13 protein-coding genes and 1 pseudogene are annotated in these 13,911 nt (G+C 67.4%); 6 read left to right on the top strand and 8 right to left on the bottom strand.

Features of this window, described 5'->3' with window-relative positions; translation table 11 throughout:
* Position 1: 1 nt before the first annotated feature.
* From AB0F38_RS19560 to AB0F38_RS19540, 5 genes are all read right to left on the bottom strand, one after another.
* Positions 2-1,045, bottom strand: coding sequence for an ABC transporter substrate-binding protein (locus AB0F38_RS19560; protein WP_361894542.1), 1,044 nt, complete (start codon positions 1,043-1,045; stop codon positions 2-4).
* A 273-nt stretch (positions 1,046-1,318) separates the two neighbouring features.
* The gene (locus tag AB0F38_RS19555) at positions 1,319-1,408 is read right to left on the bottom strand and encodes a putative leader peptide (protein WP_361894539.1); all 90 of its coding nucleotides are present in this window, start codon (positions 1,406-1,408) and stop codon (positions 1,319-1,321) included.
* Between the two features lie 211 nt (positions 1,409-1,619).
* Complete coding sequence (locus tag AB0F38_RS19550; RefSeq protein ID WP_361894536.1) at positions 1,620-2,855, bottom strand: acyl-CoA dehydrogenase family protein; 1,236 nt, start codon at positions 2,853-2,855, stop codon at positions 1,620-1,622.
* Between the two features lie 13 nt (positions 2,856-2,868).
* Positions 2,869-3,438 carry a winged helix-turn-helix domain-containing protein gene (locus AB0F38_RS19545; protein WP_361894533.1) on the bottom strand — a complete coding sequence of 190 codons (570 nt, stop codon included), beginning with the start codon at positions 3,436-3,438 and terminating at the stop codon, positions 2,869-2,871.
* A gap of 482 nt (positions 3,439-3,920) precedes the next feature.
* Complete coding sequence (locus tag AB0F38_RS19540; protein ID WP_361894530.1) at positions 3,921-4,112, bottom strand: hypothetical protein; 192 nt, start codon at positions 4,110-4,112, stop codon at positions 3,921-3,923.
* Positions 4,113-4,346: 234 nt separating this feature from the next.
* On the opposite strand from AB0F38_RS19540, the gene AB0F38_RS19535 reads away from it, so the two are divergent.
* The 3 genes from AB0F38_RS19535 to AB0F38_RS19525 all read left to right on the top strand — a co-directional run bounded on the left by AB0F38_RS19535 (position 4,347) and on the right by AB0F38_RS19525 (position 6,451).
* Positions 4,347-4,475 (top strand): hypothetical protein, encoded by a 129-nt coding sequence (locus AB0F38_RS19535; RefSeq protein ID WP_361894527.1) that lies wholly within the window; start codon positions 4,347-4,349, stop codon positions 4,473-4,475.
* A gap of 146 nt (positions 4,476-4,621) precedes the next feature.
* On the top strand, positions 4,622-5,188 hold the full coding sequence (ssuE, locus tag AB0F38_RS19530) for an NADPH-dependent FMN reductase (protein ID WP_361894524.1): 567 nt from the start codon (positions 4,622-4,624) through the stop codon (positions 5,186-5,188).
* Positions 5,189-5,653: 465 nt separating this feature from the next.
* Entirely contained in the window at positions 5,654-6,451 is a 798-nt protein-coding gene (locus AB0F38_RS19525) for a sulfite exporter TauE/SafE family protein (RefSeq protein WP_361894521.1), read from the top strand.
* 960 nt (positions 6,452-7,411) lie between these two features.
* Here AB0F38_RS19525 and AB0F38_RS19520 read toward each other — a convergent pair.
* From AB0F38_RS19520 to AB0F38_RS19510, 3 genes and pseudogenes are all read right to left on the bottom strand, one after another.
* Positions 7,412-8,014: pseudogene (locus tag AB0F38_RS19520) on the bottom strand (contact-dependent growth inhibition system immunity protein).
* Positions 8,015-8,080: 66 nt separating this feature from the next.
* Positions 8,081-8,380: an RNase A-like domain-containing protein gene (locus tag AB0F38_RS19515; RefSeq protein WP_073882224.1), complete on the bottom strand. Its 300-nt coding sequence runs from the start codon at positions 8,378-8,380 to the stop codon at positions 8,081-8,083.
* Between the two features lie 58 nt (positions 8,381-8,438).
* Positions 8,439-8,642 (bottom strand): hypothetical protein, encoded by a 204-nt coding sequence (locus tag AB0F38_RS19510; protein WP_361894517.1) that lies wholly within the window; start codon positions 8,640-8,642, stop codon positions 8,439-8,441.
* Positions 8,643-9,392: 750 nt separating this feature from the next.
* On the opposite strand from AB0F38_RS19510, the gene AB0F38_RS19505 reads away from it, so the two are divergent.
* The 3 genes from AB0F38_RS19505 to AB0F38_RS19495 are packed head-to-tail and all read left to right on the top strand — an operon-like array spanning position 9,393 to position 13,852.
* Positions 9,393-10,976: a fatty acid--CoA ligase family protein gene (locus AB0F38_RS19505; protein ID WP_361894514.1), complete on the top strand. Its 1,584-nt coding sequence runs from the start codon at positions 9,393-9,395 to the stop codon at positions 10,974-10,976.
* 57 nt (positions 10,977-11,033) lie between these two features.
* Entirely contained in the window at positions 11,034-12,302 is a 1,269-nt protein-coding gene (gene hemA / locus AB0F38_RS19500; RefSeq protein WP_361894511.1) for a 5-aminolevulinate synthase, read from the top strand.
* Positions 12,299-13,852 carry a long-chain fatty acid--CoA ligase gene (locus AB0F38_RS19495; protein ID WP_361894508.1) on the top strand — a complete coding sequence of 518 codons (1,554 nt, stop codon included), beginning with the start codon at positions 12,299-12,301 and terminating at the stop codon, positions 13,850-13,852. Before hemA ends, AB0F38_RS19495 begins: the two co-directional genes overlap by 4 nt.
* The last annotated feature ends 59 nt before the right edge of the window (positions 13,853-13,911 follow it).

Here is a 13,911-nt window from a genome sequence, read left to right as displayed (position 1 = left end):
ATCAGCTCCCGCTCTTCGCCGCGGAGGGGGTCTTGTTGTCGTTGAACTCATTGGTGTAGAGGTCCGACAACGTGACCTGGCCCTTCTTGATGTCGCCGCGATCGGCCAGCCAGTCGATCCACAGCTGGAGTTCCTCACCGGTGATCAGGCCCGCTCTCTCGGCGACGCCGTAGGACCGCCAGTACTTCAACGGTGCGGTGTCCTCGTTGCGGCTCCGCTTCTTCACGATGCCGGTCATCCGGGCGATGACCTCTTCGCGCGGAGTGGAACGGGACCACTCGATGGCCCGCCCCACGGCGGTGACGAAGACGCGGGCCGTGTCGGGGTTCTGCTTCAGGAAGCGGTCCGTCATCACGTAGGTGCCGGCGCTGAACGAACCGAGCAGCCCATGGTCCGTGAACAGCGGGCGGATGCCTCCGGTTGCCAGAGCCTTGTCGCGCAGAATGCCGCCGAGTACGGCCACCTCGATCTGCTTCTGACGCAGCGACTGTTCGGTGTTCACCGGAGGTACGACGAGTGGCTCGACCTCGTCGATCTCCGCACCTGACAGACCGCCTCGCTGCAGATAGATGTCGAGCATGGCCTCGGAATGGGCGCCGAGGGTGTTCATCCCGACCTTCTTGCCGAGCAGGTCCCGGGGCGAGCGGATGGGACTGTCCTCGAGGACGTAGAAGCCGTTGTAGGCGTGCTTGTCGGAGCCGTAGTAGCTGATGACGGACTTGATGGGAGCCTTGCCCGCGGCGAGTTTGACGACCGCGCCGTTGAAGGCGCCGCCGAAGTCGGTCTGGCCTGTGGCCGCTGACTGGATGTCCTGCGGGCCGCTGATGGTGTTGCCGACCCACTTCAGCTTCACGTCCTCCAGATAGCCGAGATCCTCGGCAAGCTCGGGCAACGTGACCTGGCCCGCCCAGCCCTGGTACCGGAGCGTCTTGGTCTGGCCCTTGCCGGAGGTGGCTCCCGTTGCGGTGGTGCCGCAGCTCACGGCCACCGCCGAAAGTCCGAGCAGGGAGAGGAATTGGCGTCGGGTCGATGCCGTAGTGGCCATGGCAAGGTCCTGTTCAAACGAGTGGGACTGACGTGGAATCGGGGTGAGGTGCTTCCTGGAATAGCGATAAGCGACGCCTATTGAGGGTCTTCGCCATGAAGAATCCCAGCAGGAAAGGACGCTCGGTAGTTGACCGCGGCAAGGGCGACCAAGAAAAGAAGAAGCGTCGCGGCAGGAACTCCTGTGAGAAATCAGTGATCTACACCAGGAATGCCAGGGCCGTAGCAGCCGACCTGGAAATGGAGCGGGAGAGCGAAGCGCCCGTCGGCGGGTTCAGCGGCCGACGGCACAGATGGCGCTGGCCTGACGTCGCAGATCGACGTGCAGGCGAGCGGCGAGGTTCTCGAAGTTGCTCACAGTCATGAGAATTGCAGTGAAATTCGGCCACGTCAATGTCGCGTGCGCGTATGTCTCATATCCTGAGCCATCCGACATGCGGGCGAAGCGCGGCGTTCACAATTACGGGGATGCCTGGGTGGATGGCGAAATCCGATCCCGCTGATTTCGCCCCTGAGGTGCTTGGCCGACAGGGTTTCGAGGCAGGCGCCTGCCGTTGGCGCGGAGCTTCGACTTCTCAGGAACGGGCAGGCAGAACGAACGGAGGGTGCGCACCGTTGAGGAAGTAGTCCCCGACGTCGCGGAGCCGGTGGGCGACGGGCTCGTACAAGGCGAGGGTCCGGGCATTGCGCCAGAAGCGGTCGAAGCCCAGACGTGACGACGTGGAGCGGAAGCCGATGATGTCGAGGGTGCGGGAGGTGCCCTCCTGCGCAGCCCTGGAAGCCGCGGCTTCGGCCATGGCCACGAGGATGGAGATCTCCGCGCACTCGTCGTAGGTGAGGTCTTCACCGCGCGTCAGCCCGCCGTGCACGGCTTCCCGTGCCTGATCGGCGAGCGCGGACGCGGAGCGGATCAGGACGGTGAGTTCGCCGTAGACGGTCAGCACCTGCGGGTCCTGGGGCGGTCCGTCCGGCCAGGAGGCGTGCCAGGGCGAAGGGCCCACCCGGCTGTACTCACGTGCCTCCGCCAGCACTCCCTCAGCGATGCCAAGAAGGAGTTGCACGGAGAGGAGACGCCCGACCGGCGATGCCAGCGCAGCCAGGGGTGAGGGAACGTCCTCGTCCGCGGCCAGGGAGCCGAGGATGTCGTGGGCAGCGACCGGTACGGCGTCGAACTCCACGCTCCCGCCGGCCGCGAGCCGCTGGCCGAAGGTGTCGGCGTCGCCGTCGATCCTCACGCCGTTGCGGGTGGGACGGACGACGACGGCGAGTGGTTCACCGGTGTCGGCCAACTCCGCTCGCACGGCGAGTTGGTCGGCGACCAGCGCCCCGGTCGCGTAGCTCTGCCGACCGTCGAGGACATAGCCGCCGGCTGTCCTGGCCAGCGTCAGGGGCAGTTCCTGGCGGGGGAAGCCGCCACCCCAGCACCATTGCTCCGCGGCGGACTTCCGCTCGACCTGAGCGGCGAGGGCTGGCTCGCTGAAGAACCGGGCGCTCGACGACAGGAAGTAGTGACAGCCGAGCAGCTGACCGATCGCGCCGTCGGCGGCGGCGATCTCCCGCACGACGGCGTAGGCCGTGGGCCAGTCCGCGCCACCTCCCCCGAGCTCCGCCGGTACGAGAAGCGTCAGCAGTCCTGCTTCCCGCAGTCGGGCCACCTCGTCGAAGGGGGCCTTGCCCGCCTGCTCCCTGGTCACCGCGTCCGTGGCCAGGTCGTCAGCGGTTTCGCGGCCCACGCGCAGCCAGTGCCCGCGGCCGGGCCCGGTCCGGTCGGATGCCGGGGCGGGGCCGGACGGCGCGGTGGCAGCACCCATGGTGGTGGTCTCCTCAAGGCCGGTGGCAGGGCGTGGCGTTGGTGCCTCCTTGCTGGTCGGGCGCGTACTTGTAGCCCACACGCCGAACGGTGACGATGCGGTGCCGGTGAGCCCTGCCCAACTTGCGCCGCAGGCGCGCGATGTGAACATCCACGGTGCGGCCGTCGCCGATGTGGTCGTAGCCCCAGATGCCGGCTATCAGCTGCTCGCGCGAGTGCACCTGGTGGGGATGCTGCACGAGATGGGCCAGCAGCCCGAACTCCAGGTAGGTGAGGTCGAGTTCGCAGCCGTCCAGTTCCGCGACATGTCGCGCCGGATCGATGCGGACGACACCGCCTCCCGTCTGCGGTACGGGAGGTGAGTCCGTGTAGGCGACCGGTCGGATCTCCGGCCGTGGCACGTCCTTGGCGAAGATCTGGGTGGGATCGGTGCCCTCGGGGATGAGCACGAGGTAGCCGACGAGGGGAGAGGGACCGTTTCCCTCGTCGCCGAACTGCTTGGCGTCGCCCACGAGGCGGAGGTGGCGCATGTCGGGGGAGGGTGAGTCCGATGGAGCGGCCTGGGCCGGAAGTGCCGTGGTCATGGCGTTCGTCCTTCAGGGGTGTGTCGGGCCATCGGGCACACGGGTGGGTTCGCCTGATGGCCTGAGAGGAGAGAGAACGAGCGGATCGGCACGCGCAAGGTGTGAGCCGCGTGCCTTACACGCGACGGCAGGCAGCACTGACGACGTGACCAAAGTCGACATGCCGACGACGAACGAGTCGCTGCTGCGTGTGGGCCATGTGCATCATCCTGCGCACTCGTTGGGCGGCCCGTCAATACTTTCCTAGTAATCCAATAGGAAACATAGGGAACGCGGCCCCGCGGGCGGGCTCGCCGGCCACCGTCGACCGCCGGACGTACCCTGCGCGGGACCGCGCGCGTAGTCGGGGCTCGACTCAGAACTGTCCTGCACTGAGCACGGTCGTGACGATGATGCGCCCGAGGGTGGCACGGCAGCGGCGAACTCGGCTGCATGCGCGGCTTCGTGCAGCGTCGGGACGATGACTCTCGCGTAGCCCCGGGTCAGCGGCCGCGTTTGGGCGTCATCACGCTCGCTGCGGCCGGTTCGGCTGCCGCGCGGGGGAAGCCGAGACCTCCTTCGGCGCAGGGGCGCACCACGCGCAATGTCCACCATGCACGGAAGCGGAGCTCCACCGGTCCGGCATCCGGGCCGTAGTTGACGAGAAGCGAGATGTACTGCTCAATTGGTCGCATGAATGCCGAGCAGCGCCTGGTCACCCGTGACCACATCGACTTCGGTCGGGTGTGGTCCGCCGCGTGTTGCGCCTGACGCGATAGCGGGCCCTCTGACAGGCCCCTCTTGCCTCGGTGACCCTTGCGGGCCGAGGTTTCTTCTGAGCAGCGCGGTCGTACGCACTTGGGCAGCCGTGCCCGAACAGAGGGTAGAACCGCTGCTGCGGCAACTCGGCGCGGAACACGCGCAGTCCCGTGCGCGCTCCACGCTCGGGCCTCACCGCGGCCATCACCGCGAAGGACAGCGGCCTGGTCGAGCCGCTCGCCGAAGCACTCAACGAGATCATCGACAACGGCACGTACGCCAAGGCGCTGAATCACTGAAGCATGCCCGACGAGGCCGTTACCAGGCCCGAGATCAGTCCGCCCGGACTGTCGTACACCATCAACAAGCCGTCGAGGATGCGGGGCGGCAGTAGGCGGCCCCGCAACCAGTCCCACGCATACCTCACGCTCCCGAAGGATTCCCCATGGCCACCATCCTGTCCGTCTCCGGAAGCCCCTCCGCCATCTCTCGTACCGCCCAACTGCTGCGCCACCTGGACACCCGGCTGACGGCCAGGGGACACGAGGTGATCCCGCTGGACGTGCGCACCATCCCCGCCGAGGCCCTGCTCGGCGCCGACCCCCGGCACCCTGCGATCGTCGAGGTGACCGAACTGTTCGCCCGCGCCGACGGGGTCGTGATCGGCACGCCCGTCTACAAGGCCGCCTACTCCGGGTTGCTGAAGTCCCTGCTGGACCTGCTGCCGCAGTACGGCCTGGTCGGCAAGACGGTCCTCCCGCTGGCGACCGGTGGGACCACGACTCACGTCCTGGCGATCGACTACGCGTTGCGCCCGGTGCTGAGTTCCATGGGTGCCGCCCACATCGTCCAGGGCTGGTTCACGCTCGACAAGGACATCGTGGTGGGCGCAGACGAAACCCTGACCATCGCACCGGGCCCGGCCGAGGCCCTCGCGCAGGTCGTCGACCAGTTCGCCGAAGCCCTCAGCAGCCGTACGGCCCTGCCGGTGACCGTGGGACGAGCAGCTTGACCGTGACTGCCGACGACCAGTGGAAGGTGTGAGCCTCCATGGGGCTCACACCTTCCACCGTCCGGTCCGCCAAGGCGACAGCCGTCATGTCGTCCACGGCGGCCACGGCGCCTCGGTCACCACGTTCGGCGCTTGGCGTCGGCTTTCCCACCCAGATCGCCCGAGCGCCTGAAGTCGCCCGTCGACAGCGCCGGACGGTCGCCTCTCCTGCCGGCCCTCCGCCGCCACATCGATCTCCCGCGTATCCGCAGAGCGGCGAACCCTCGGCACCTAATTCGGCGGTTCCCGTCGACTCGCACTCCCGCCGGGTACGGGCACCCGCCGATGCGGCCGTGCGCCCATCACCCCACGTGCGCAGCCCGTCCACAGCTCTGACCGCTGTGGCACTTTTCTCCCGCTCGTCAGCAGGGGACCTCTTGACGAGGTGCCAGTGCGAGGCGGTGGCAATGCCGTGCCGACGTTCGAATGATCGGAGCTGACGTGTCCGGGGCGGCGGAACTGTACGGGCTGACCATCGGCATGATGATCGCGGTGGTGACCGCGCCCGTGGGGGTCTCGGGTGCGGTGTTCCTGCTGCCCGCGCAGCTGAGCCTGTTCGGCGTGCCCAGTCCGGCGGTCACACCCACCAACCTGTTGTTCAACGTAGTGGCCGGGCCTGGAGCACTGCTGCGCTACCGCCGAGCCGGCCTGCTGAACAGCCCACTGACCCGCCGCTTGGTCATCGGCACCCTGCCAGGTGTGGTCATCGGAGCGGTCGTACGGGTCTTCGCCGTCCCCGGCCCCACCGCCTTCCGCCTACTCGTCGCCGGATTGCTGATGCCTCTGGGCCTGTGGCTGATCGCCCGCACCCTCCGGCGCGCCCCGCCGGCCCCGGCGGCGGAGATCGCCCCTCGCACCATCACCGGCCTGGCCCTGGCCGTCGGCATCGTCGGCGGGATCTACGGCATCGGCGGCGGCTCCATCATCGGCCCCCTCCTGGTCGGCCGGGGCATGCCCGTGAGTCAAGTCGCCCCGGCAGCCCTCGCCTCCACCTTCACCACTTCCGTGGCCGGTGCCGCGGCCTTCGCGCTGCTGTCCCTGACCGGCTCCGGGGACGTTGCCCCCCACTGGCACCTCGGACTGGCCTGCGGCTTGGGCGGGCTGATCGGCGGCTACTTCGGGGCGTACCTGCAGCCCCGTCTGCCCGAAACCGCTCTGCGCCTGCTGCTCGGCACCCTTGCCGCAGCTTTCGGGGCCCTCTACGCCGTTCAATCACTGCGATGACGCGACGGTTCCCGGCTCCGGACGGCGTGGCCATGCCGTCCGAGGCCATCCCTGTCGAGACCGTCCTGGACCAAGCCGTGCGGAGCGGCGGCTGCGCGGCACCTTGAGCGGGGCCCTACAGCTCGTCCGGCGGCTCACTTCCGCAGACGCCGCCGGAACTTCTCCCGGTGCGGTGCGAGGGCTCAAGCTGCCGGGAGGGGCAAAGGCTGGCGCCCCGACGATGAGGAACCGACTGGTGGTCATGACGCTCGTTTGACGCTCTGGGCGCCCGCAAGCGGGACAGCGAGCCGAGACATCGGCTCTGACCTGGCCTTATCTGAGACCGGCTCTGGCCGACATCTTTCCGATGACTTCGCACGTTGAGTGCGTGGCGATTCTGGAGCCTGCGGCAAAGGGGCTCTGACCTGCAGTTTTCCCGGGGTTCTCAGGCACGGCGATGCGCTCGACATGTTTTCCACCGGACGCGACGTGGAGCGCGCAGCAGTCCCGGCACACTGCTCTGACCTGCGGTTTCACCCGAGAGTGCAGGGGCAGGCAGTCTGCGGCGGTCTTCGTTGGGAATGGTGCATGACGGGCTCGACGCTCATCTGACGCTCGCTCTTATGGTGCGTCAGGTGAGCCTCGAACCCACGGCGCGGTACGGGTCGTCGCGTCATCATGGAGGAGAGGTTTCTTGGCCGCCGCGAGTCATCTGGCCGCCCGGGTGGCCAGGTCGGTGTAGCCGTCCTGGCCTCGGTCGGTGCGGTCAGGGCGCTGAGATACATCCGCCTTCGGACTGCGGATCGCCTGCGTCTCCTCCGGGTTGCGCTGTTGAGGTGCTGGCGATGTTCTCAAAGGACTGCGGTCACCGGCCGGACGGACCTTCAGGTTGGGTCTCGCGAGGGCTCGGCCCTGAGGTGTTGTCCACGTTCGTGCCATCCTGCGGCTGTGGAGAGCCCGCCCCGCGACCGCTCAGCCGGATCAGACACCGGAGAGCGTCGCCGCCAGCGACTGGAACCAGGCGCCGTGGGAGAACGGTTCCGGCGGGCCGACCTCCATGGCCGAGTTCGGCGGCAGCCAGGGCGTAGTCCCCCTCGTCCAGGGGGAGGGCGAGCAACTCGTGCAGTTCGCCCACGAGGCGGGCGACCAACTGCGGGTTTGCGGTATCGGCGTAGTCGGCGACTGCGGCGTCGTGGCCGCGGAACTCGTCAACGATGTCCTGCGAGAACCAGCCCCCAGCAGTTGCGCGGTCTCCGGAAAACGGGCGTGCCACTCCCAGTGCGTCTGCGGGGACGATGGCTCGGGGACGTCGCCCTCCTCGATGCTCCTCTTCAGGTGGTCGGCCAGCACCATCAGCCAGTTACCGATGTCCGACTGGGGCTTTCCGGTGTCCGGGATCGAGTAGAACTCACTCAGCTCCTGCCGGATGCGGCCTGGAGGATTGCGGCTGTACTCGCGCAGCTGTCGCTCCGCCTCTGCGATGGCCGAGGGGCGGGTATGCCAGGTATGGCGGAGATACGCGTCCAGGGCGCGACTGCGCCGCTCCGGGGCGTCGTCGGCCGGCTGACCCAGATACGCGCGCATCACCTGGTCCAACTCGCCATACTGCCGGTCGTGTTCGAGGGGCTCATGGACATGTGCGTGTGACCCCTACAGGTAGAACGGGACGGTCGTGTGGACGACGAAGCCGAGCGGACTCGTCGCCTCGCGGCGCAGCACCACGCGCGCCGCGCGCACATCGACGGGGCCGCGCCCGGCCAGCAGGTCGCCCTCCAGCTGGACCCGGCCCACGGGCTCCTCACGGGACGGCCAGGCTGCCTCGATGGTGAGGCGGACCCGGGTGTTCTGGGCGAGCCAGCGGTGGACGGCCTGTTCGTTGGCGGTCACCACCTGCTGGGTGGCCCACTGGGCGGTCTCCCGGTCGGGATAGGAGGCGGATCGGGTCAGCACGGGGGCATCCTCTCAAATTGCCTCGCCAGGAGCCGAGCTCCCACGGGTGGCAGGCGGTTCAGTAGTCGGCGAAGTTCCAGAACATGCCCACCTCGGTTTCCGAGACGACGATCAGGCCGTAGTCCTCCGAGTACACGCTCAGCGGGCTGTACGCCCAGCCCGACGATGTGAAGTCGAGCGTGCCGCTCACGTGACCGGGCTTATTGACGTTGGTGTGGAAACAGGCGGAGTCCCCGTAGCGCGTGAGGATCGTGCGCGCCATCGCCCTCAGCGCCACCTCGCTTTCGGCGAAGCGACTCAGGTTGGACAGGGTGCAGCCGTCATCCGTAAGGGCCAGGAGCAGGTTCTCGGCGCTGTCCCGATCGATCTCCTGGAGGCGGCTCGCGATGTACTCAGGCGGGTGGGCGACGAAGGGGTAGGTGGGCGACGCCTCGCGCTCCGAGTTCTGAGCCGCGTCATCGAGACCGGTCCAACCGCGGGGGTCCGGGCCATCAGAGCGAGGACGTCGAGGACCCAGTTCTCGTGGCGACGCGGGCCCGTGGCGTCGTACGGGTACGCGTCCTCGTACAAGTGGCGTACCGCGGCTTACCAGGACGTCTGGTCGACGGACATGTGGTGCTGGCCTTTCTCGGCTTTCGCCAGGACTTGGAGGGCATCGACGTCATGACAGTGAACGGAGGGTTGCGGCTGCTGTCGTAGCGGATACGCGTGTCGACACCGCTCACGTCGTACGCCTTGGCATTCAGACCGCCCTGCTTGTACCCGGACAGAGGGTCGTTGGGGTCCACCGGCTGCTTGCTCACGCTGCGGCCACTGGTCTCGCCGCTGGGCACTGATGTTCCCCCCGAGAGGCCGCCCGGCGTGTGCCCCGAACGGCTACCCCGATCGGGATGCCTTCCGGCTCTCCGTTGTAGCCAGTCGAACGATCTACCGCCTCCTTCCCTCGCATGGTGAAGATTGAATGCCCGATCGGACGACGTCGTGACAGTTGGCAAGGTAAAAGGAAGGTCCCATGAGCCTGCCGCAGCATTGGTGGAGCGCAAGTCGGAGTTATGTCTCGGAGATCCTCTCGCTGTTCGCAGCAACGCCGGATCGGGATGTCGTTCATTGGCGCGGCAAAGCGTTCTCCGGTGGCGAAATGGTCCGGTCCGTCACGGATTCATTCCTTGCGCTGCGCGACCGTGGAGTGGGCAAGGGGGATGTTGTGGCGATATTTGTCGCACCCAACAGCCCCGAGATGCTCACCGTGCGGTACGCGACCCATCTGCTCGGCGGCGCCGTGTGTTATCTGCGAACCACCAATCCGGGTACCAGGACAACGGTACTTCCGCTGGATCACCAGATGCAGATCCTGCGCGAAACCGATGCGGTGACCCTCTATGCCGACGCGGAGTGCTCGGAGCGCGCGACCGAGCTGGCCGAGGCCGGTGGGCTTCCTCTTACGCGCGTTCAGGACGGGGGACGCGGGGAGGCCGGCCTGGCCGAGGGTATGGGTGCCCCGGAGCTCGCGTCATGGGATCCGCAGGCGCTGGCCTTCATCGGCTTCACGAGTGGCAGCACCGGCCGGCCCAAGGGCATCCGGCTGTCGGGCCGCGCGTGGGAAGCCACGGTACGTGCGTGGATGGATGTCGGTCGTGAATACGACTGTGCGTCGATCCTGGTGACGACCCCGCTGAGTCACGGCGTCGCCGCGATGGTGGACGCGGTCTTCGCGCTGGAGGGAGCGCTCCATCTCCATGAGAGCTTCGATGCCGAAAAGTTCGTGGACACCGTCTCCGCCGAGAAGGAGATCTCGTGGACGTTCATGGCGACGAACCACGTGTTCCAGGTCATGGACCATCTGGCTGGGCGAGGAATTCGTGACACTGCCGATCTGGAAGTCGCGGGCCTGTCCTCGCTGAAGCGGATCGTCTACGGCGGCAGCCCTGCGGCACCCGCGCGCATCGCACAGGCTTTTCAGCTGTTCGGCCCTGCCATGGCGCAGGGTTACGCCACGAGTGAGAGCGGCCGGATCACGATCCTGACTCCTCTGGAGCACGGCGACCCGGAACTCGCGGCCACGGTCGGCCGGCCCTTTCCCGAGGTGGAGGTCGCCGTCTGCAACTCGAATACCGGCGCGCAGTTGGCGCCGGGGGAGATCGGCGAGGTCCGTGTCCGCTCGCCACAGATGATGGACGGCTACAACGGCAACCCGGAATTGACCGCACAGGTCATTCGGGACGGCTGGTATTTCACCGGTGATATCGGGCGCCTCGACGAGCGGGGCTATCTGACTCTCCTGGGGCGGGTGGCCCACGTCATCAAGGTCGGCGGCGTCAAGGTCCATCCCATCGTTCTCGAGGCGGAAATCCTCTCCCACCCCGGAGTCTTGCACGCGGCCGTCTACGGCGTGCAGGACGAGGACGGAAGCGATCACATCCACGCCGCTGTCGAATGCGACCCGGCCGAGGTGGTCGACGTGGAAGGCATCCGTACGCGGATCGCTGAGAGGCTTTCTCCGATTCACGTGCCCGAGAAAGTGCACGTCCTGAGCGCTCTGCCGATGAACAGCAACGGCAAGCCCGACAAGGTGCTCCTGAAGTCCCAGTATTCCTAGACCGTGAAACCTTCGGTTCGCAGTTCAATCCGACCACTACGTCGAGAAGGCGAGTGAATGAACGTTCACCTGGCATCATATCTGATTGGGACCACCGTCGGCGATCTCGCCGGAAGCAAGCGGGAGTTCCTGGAGATCGGCCGGCGTTCCGGTGATTACCCCATGGCCACTGCGCGGCGCGACGGGGTGGATTCGGAAGTAAGCGTCTGGTGCAGCAACGACTACCTGGGAATGGGCCAGAACAGCCAGGCCAACGCCGCCATGCACGCCGCGATAGACACCCATGGTGTGGGCTCCGGAGGTTCCCGGAACATCGGCGGGACCAACCACTACCACGTCCTTCTCGAAAATGAGCTGGCGGATCTGCACGGCAAGGAATCCGCTCTCCTCTTCACTTCGGGATACACCGCCAATGAGGGCTCCCTCAGCGTGCTGGCGGGGCTGCCGGAAGACACCGTCGTGTTCTCCGACGCGAAGAACCACGCCTCGATCATCGACGGCCTCCGGCACAGCGGCGCGAAGAAGCACATCTTCAGGCACAACGACGTCGCCCACCTGGAAGAACTGATCGCGGCTGCTCCCGCCGACTGCCCGAAGCTCATCGTCGTGGAATCGGTCTATTCCATGTCGGGCAACGTCGCGGCGCTCGCCGAGATCGCCGACATCGCGGACAAGTACGGTGCCACCACCTTCATCGACGAGGTCCACGCGGTCGGCATGTACGGACCGCAGGGCGCCGGAATCGCCGCGCGGGAAGGCATCGCCGACCGGTTCACGGTCGTGATGGGTACCTTGGCGAAGGGGTACGGGACGGTCGGCGGCTACATCGCGGGCCCGGCGGCCCTCGTGGACGCGGTGCGGACCTACTCGCGCTCGTTCGTCTTCACCACCTCGCCGCCGCCGGCGGTCGCGGCTGCCTCGCTGGCGTCGGTCCAGTACCTGCGGTCCTCCGATGCCGAGCGGAAGGCCCTCGCGGCGAACGCGCGGCTGCTGCACAGCCGTCTGATCGCGGCCGACATCCCGTTCATCTCGACGGACTCCCACATCGTCGCGGCCTTCGTCGGTGACGACGAACTGTGCAAGCGGGCGTCCCGGCTGCTGTTCGAGCAGCACGGGATCTACGTCCAGTCCATCAACGCCCCCAGCGTGCCCGCGGGCGAGGAGATCCTGCGGATCGCTCCGTCCGCCGTGCACGAGCAGAAGGATGTCGAGACCTTCGCCGACGCCCTGCACGGGATCTGGAAGGAACTGGACATCCCGACCGCGAGTGCACGGGAGTGGGCCACGTCCGGTCTCCGGGGTCGCGGCGCCCGCACCGCCGGATGACCATGTCCGTCGCAGGTGTACTCGCCGGCGCGGCGGCGCGGCGACCCGACCACCCGGCCGTGATCCAGGGCTCCGAGCGTGTCACCTATGGGTGGCTGTGGGACCAGGCACGTCGCTACGCCGCCGTACTGCGGGCCGACGGGGTGCGGCCGGGAGACGCGGTCGCCATGCTCCTGGCCGACACCCCGCGGTTCCCCGTCGTGTACTTCGGCGTGCTGGCGGCCGGCGCCGTCGTGGTCCCGCTGAACGTCATGTCGACCCCCTCGGAGATCGATCACGTACTGACCGATGCCGACGCCCGTTTCCTGGTGTGCGACGCCCCCCTGCTCGCCGGGGCGAGAGAGGCGGCGGAGCAGCTCGGCACGGTGCTCCTCACCGTCGGGCCGGGCCCCGAGGGCACGGTCGACCTGGAGAGCGCGGCACAGGACACGGCGCCGATCGACGATGCCGCGGTGCGGGAAGCCGACGACGTCGCGGTCGTGTTCTACACGTCCGGCACGACGGGTGAGCCGAAAGGGGTGATGCTCACCCACCGGAACATCCTGCACAACGTCGAGAGGATGGTCACCACTCCGTACATGTTCCGGAGTGACGACGTGTTGCTCGGCTGTCTGCCGCTGTCGCACGGCTTCGGTCAGATCTGCGGCATGCTGACCGGCTTCCGCGCCGGTATCTCCATCGTCCTGATGCCGAGGTTCTCCGGGCGGGAGGCACTCGCGCTGATGACGGAATACCGGTGCACGGTGTTCATGGGCGTACCGACCATGTACGTCAAGCTGCTCGACGCGGTGGCGCGGGGTGAGCAGGCCCCTCGACTCGACCGCGTGTACAGCGGGGGATCGGCGCTCCCGGTGAAGACCCTCGAAGAGGTCCGGAGCACGTTCGGATGTCCTGTGTACGAGGGCTACGGGATGACCGAGACCTCGTGCAGCGTGGCCTATCACTATCCGGGCGTGACGTTCCGCCCCGGAACGGTCGGTGTTCCCATCACCGGCGTCACGGTCGGCATAGCCCGGCCGAACACCGACAGGATCGATCTCCTGCCGGCCGGCGAGGTGGGCGAGATCGTGGTGCGCGGTCCGAACGTCATGGCCGGATATCTCGGTCGCCCGGACATCACCGCCGAGGTCCTGACCGACGGCTGGTTCCTCACCGGTGATCTCGGGACGCTGGACGGTGACGGTTACCTCTCGGTCGTGGGCCGGAAGAAGGACATGATTCTCCGCGGTGGCTACAACGTCTATCCGCGTGAGATCGAGGAGATCCTCGCCGGGCATTCGGCCGTCGCGCAGGTGGCGGTCATCGGTGTCCCGCACCCGGAACTCGGTGAAGAGGTCTGGGCGGTTGTCGTGCCTGCCCGGCCGGAGGACATCACCGCCGGAACGGATGCCGAGATCATCGAATGGGGCAGACAGCGCCTTTCCGCGTACAAATACCCACGGCGCGTCGAGTTCACCGACGTCCTCCCGTTGGGATCCAGCGGAAAAGTCCTCAAACGGATGCTGGTCGCGGCCTACGAGCCGGCCGGCTCGTCATCGCAGACGAAATAGAAGCACATCGGCACAGCACCCGCGGCACGGCTGCGGGTGCTGTGCCCCCGCTCAGGAAT

It is taken from the genome of Streptomyces sp. NPDC025273 (assembly GCF_040638585.1).
GTDB lineage: Bacteria > Actinomycetota > Actinomycetes > Streptomycetales > Streptomycetaceae > Streptomyces > Streptomyces cinereorectus.
The sequence above is the reverse complement of the archived record's forward strand: the minus strand, read 5'-3'. Positions and strand labels throughout refer to the sequence as shown.

Bases quoted from the DNA above. Each gene is read 5' to 3' on its own strand.
- AB0F38_RS19560 (WP_361894542.1), bottom strand. From the start codon at position 1,045: ATGGCCACTACGGCATCGACCCGACGCCAATTCCTCTCCCTGCTCGGA.
- AB0F38_RS19555 (WP_361894539.1), bottom strand. From the start codon at position 1,408: ATGACTGTGAGCAACTTCGAGAACCTCGCCGCTCGCCTGCACGTCGAT.
- AB0F38_RS19550 (WP_361894536.1), bottom strand. From the start codon at position 2,855: ATGGGTGCTGCCACCGCGCCGTCCGGCCCCGCCCCGGCATCCGACCGG.
- AB0F38_RS19545 (WP_361894533.1), bottom strand. From the start codon at position 3,438: ATGACCACGGCACTTCCGGCCCAGGCCGCTCCATCGGACTCACCCTCC.
- AB0F38_RS19540 (WP_361894530.1), bottom strand. From the start codon at position 4,112: ATGCGACCAATTGAGCAGTACATCTCGCTTCTCGTCAACTACGGCCCG.
- ssuE (WP_361894524.1), top strand. From the start codon at position 4,622: ATGGCCACCATCCTGTCCGTCTCCGGAAGCCCCTCCGCCATCTCTCGT.
- AB0F38_RS19525 (WP_361894521.1), top strand. From the start codon at position 5,654: ATGATCGGAGCTGACGTGTCCGGGGCGGCGGAACTGTACGGGCTGACC.
- AB0F38_RS19510 (WP_361894517.1), bottom strand. From the start codon at position 8,642: ATGGCGCGCACGATCCTCACGCGCTACGGGGACTCCGCCTGTTTCCAC.
- AB0F38_RS19505 (WP_361894514.1), top strand. From the start codon at position 9,393: ATGAGCCTGCCGCAGCATTGGTGGAGCGCAAGTCGGAGTTATGTCTCG.
- hemA (WP_361894511.1), top strand. From the start codon at position 11,034: ATGAACGTTCACCTGGCATCATATCTGATTGGGACCACCGTCGGCGAT.
- AB0F38_RS19495 (WP_361894508.1), top strand. From the start codon at position 12,299: ATGACCATGTCCGTCGCAGGTGTACTCGCCGGCGCGGCGGCGCGGCGA.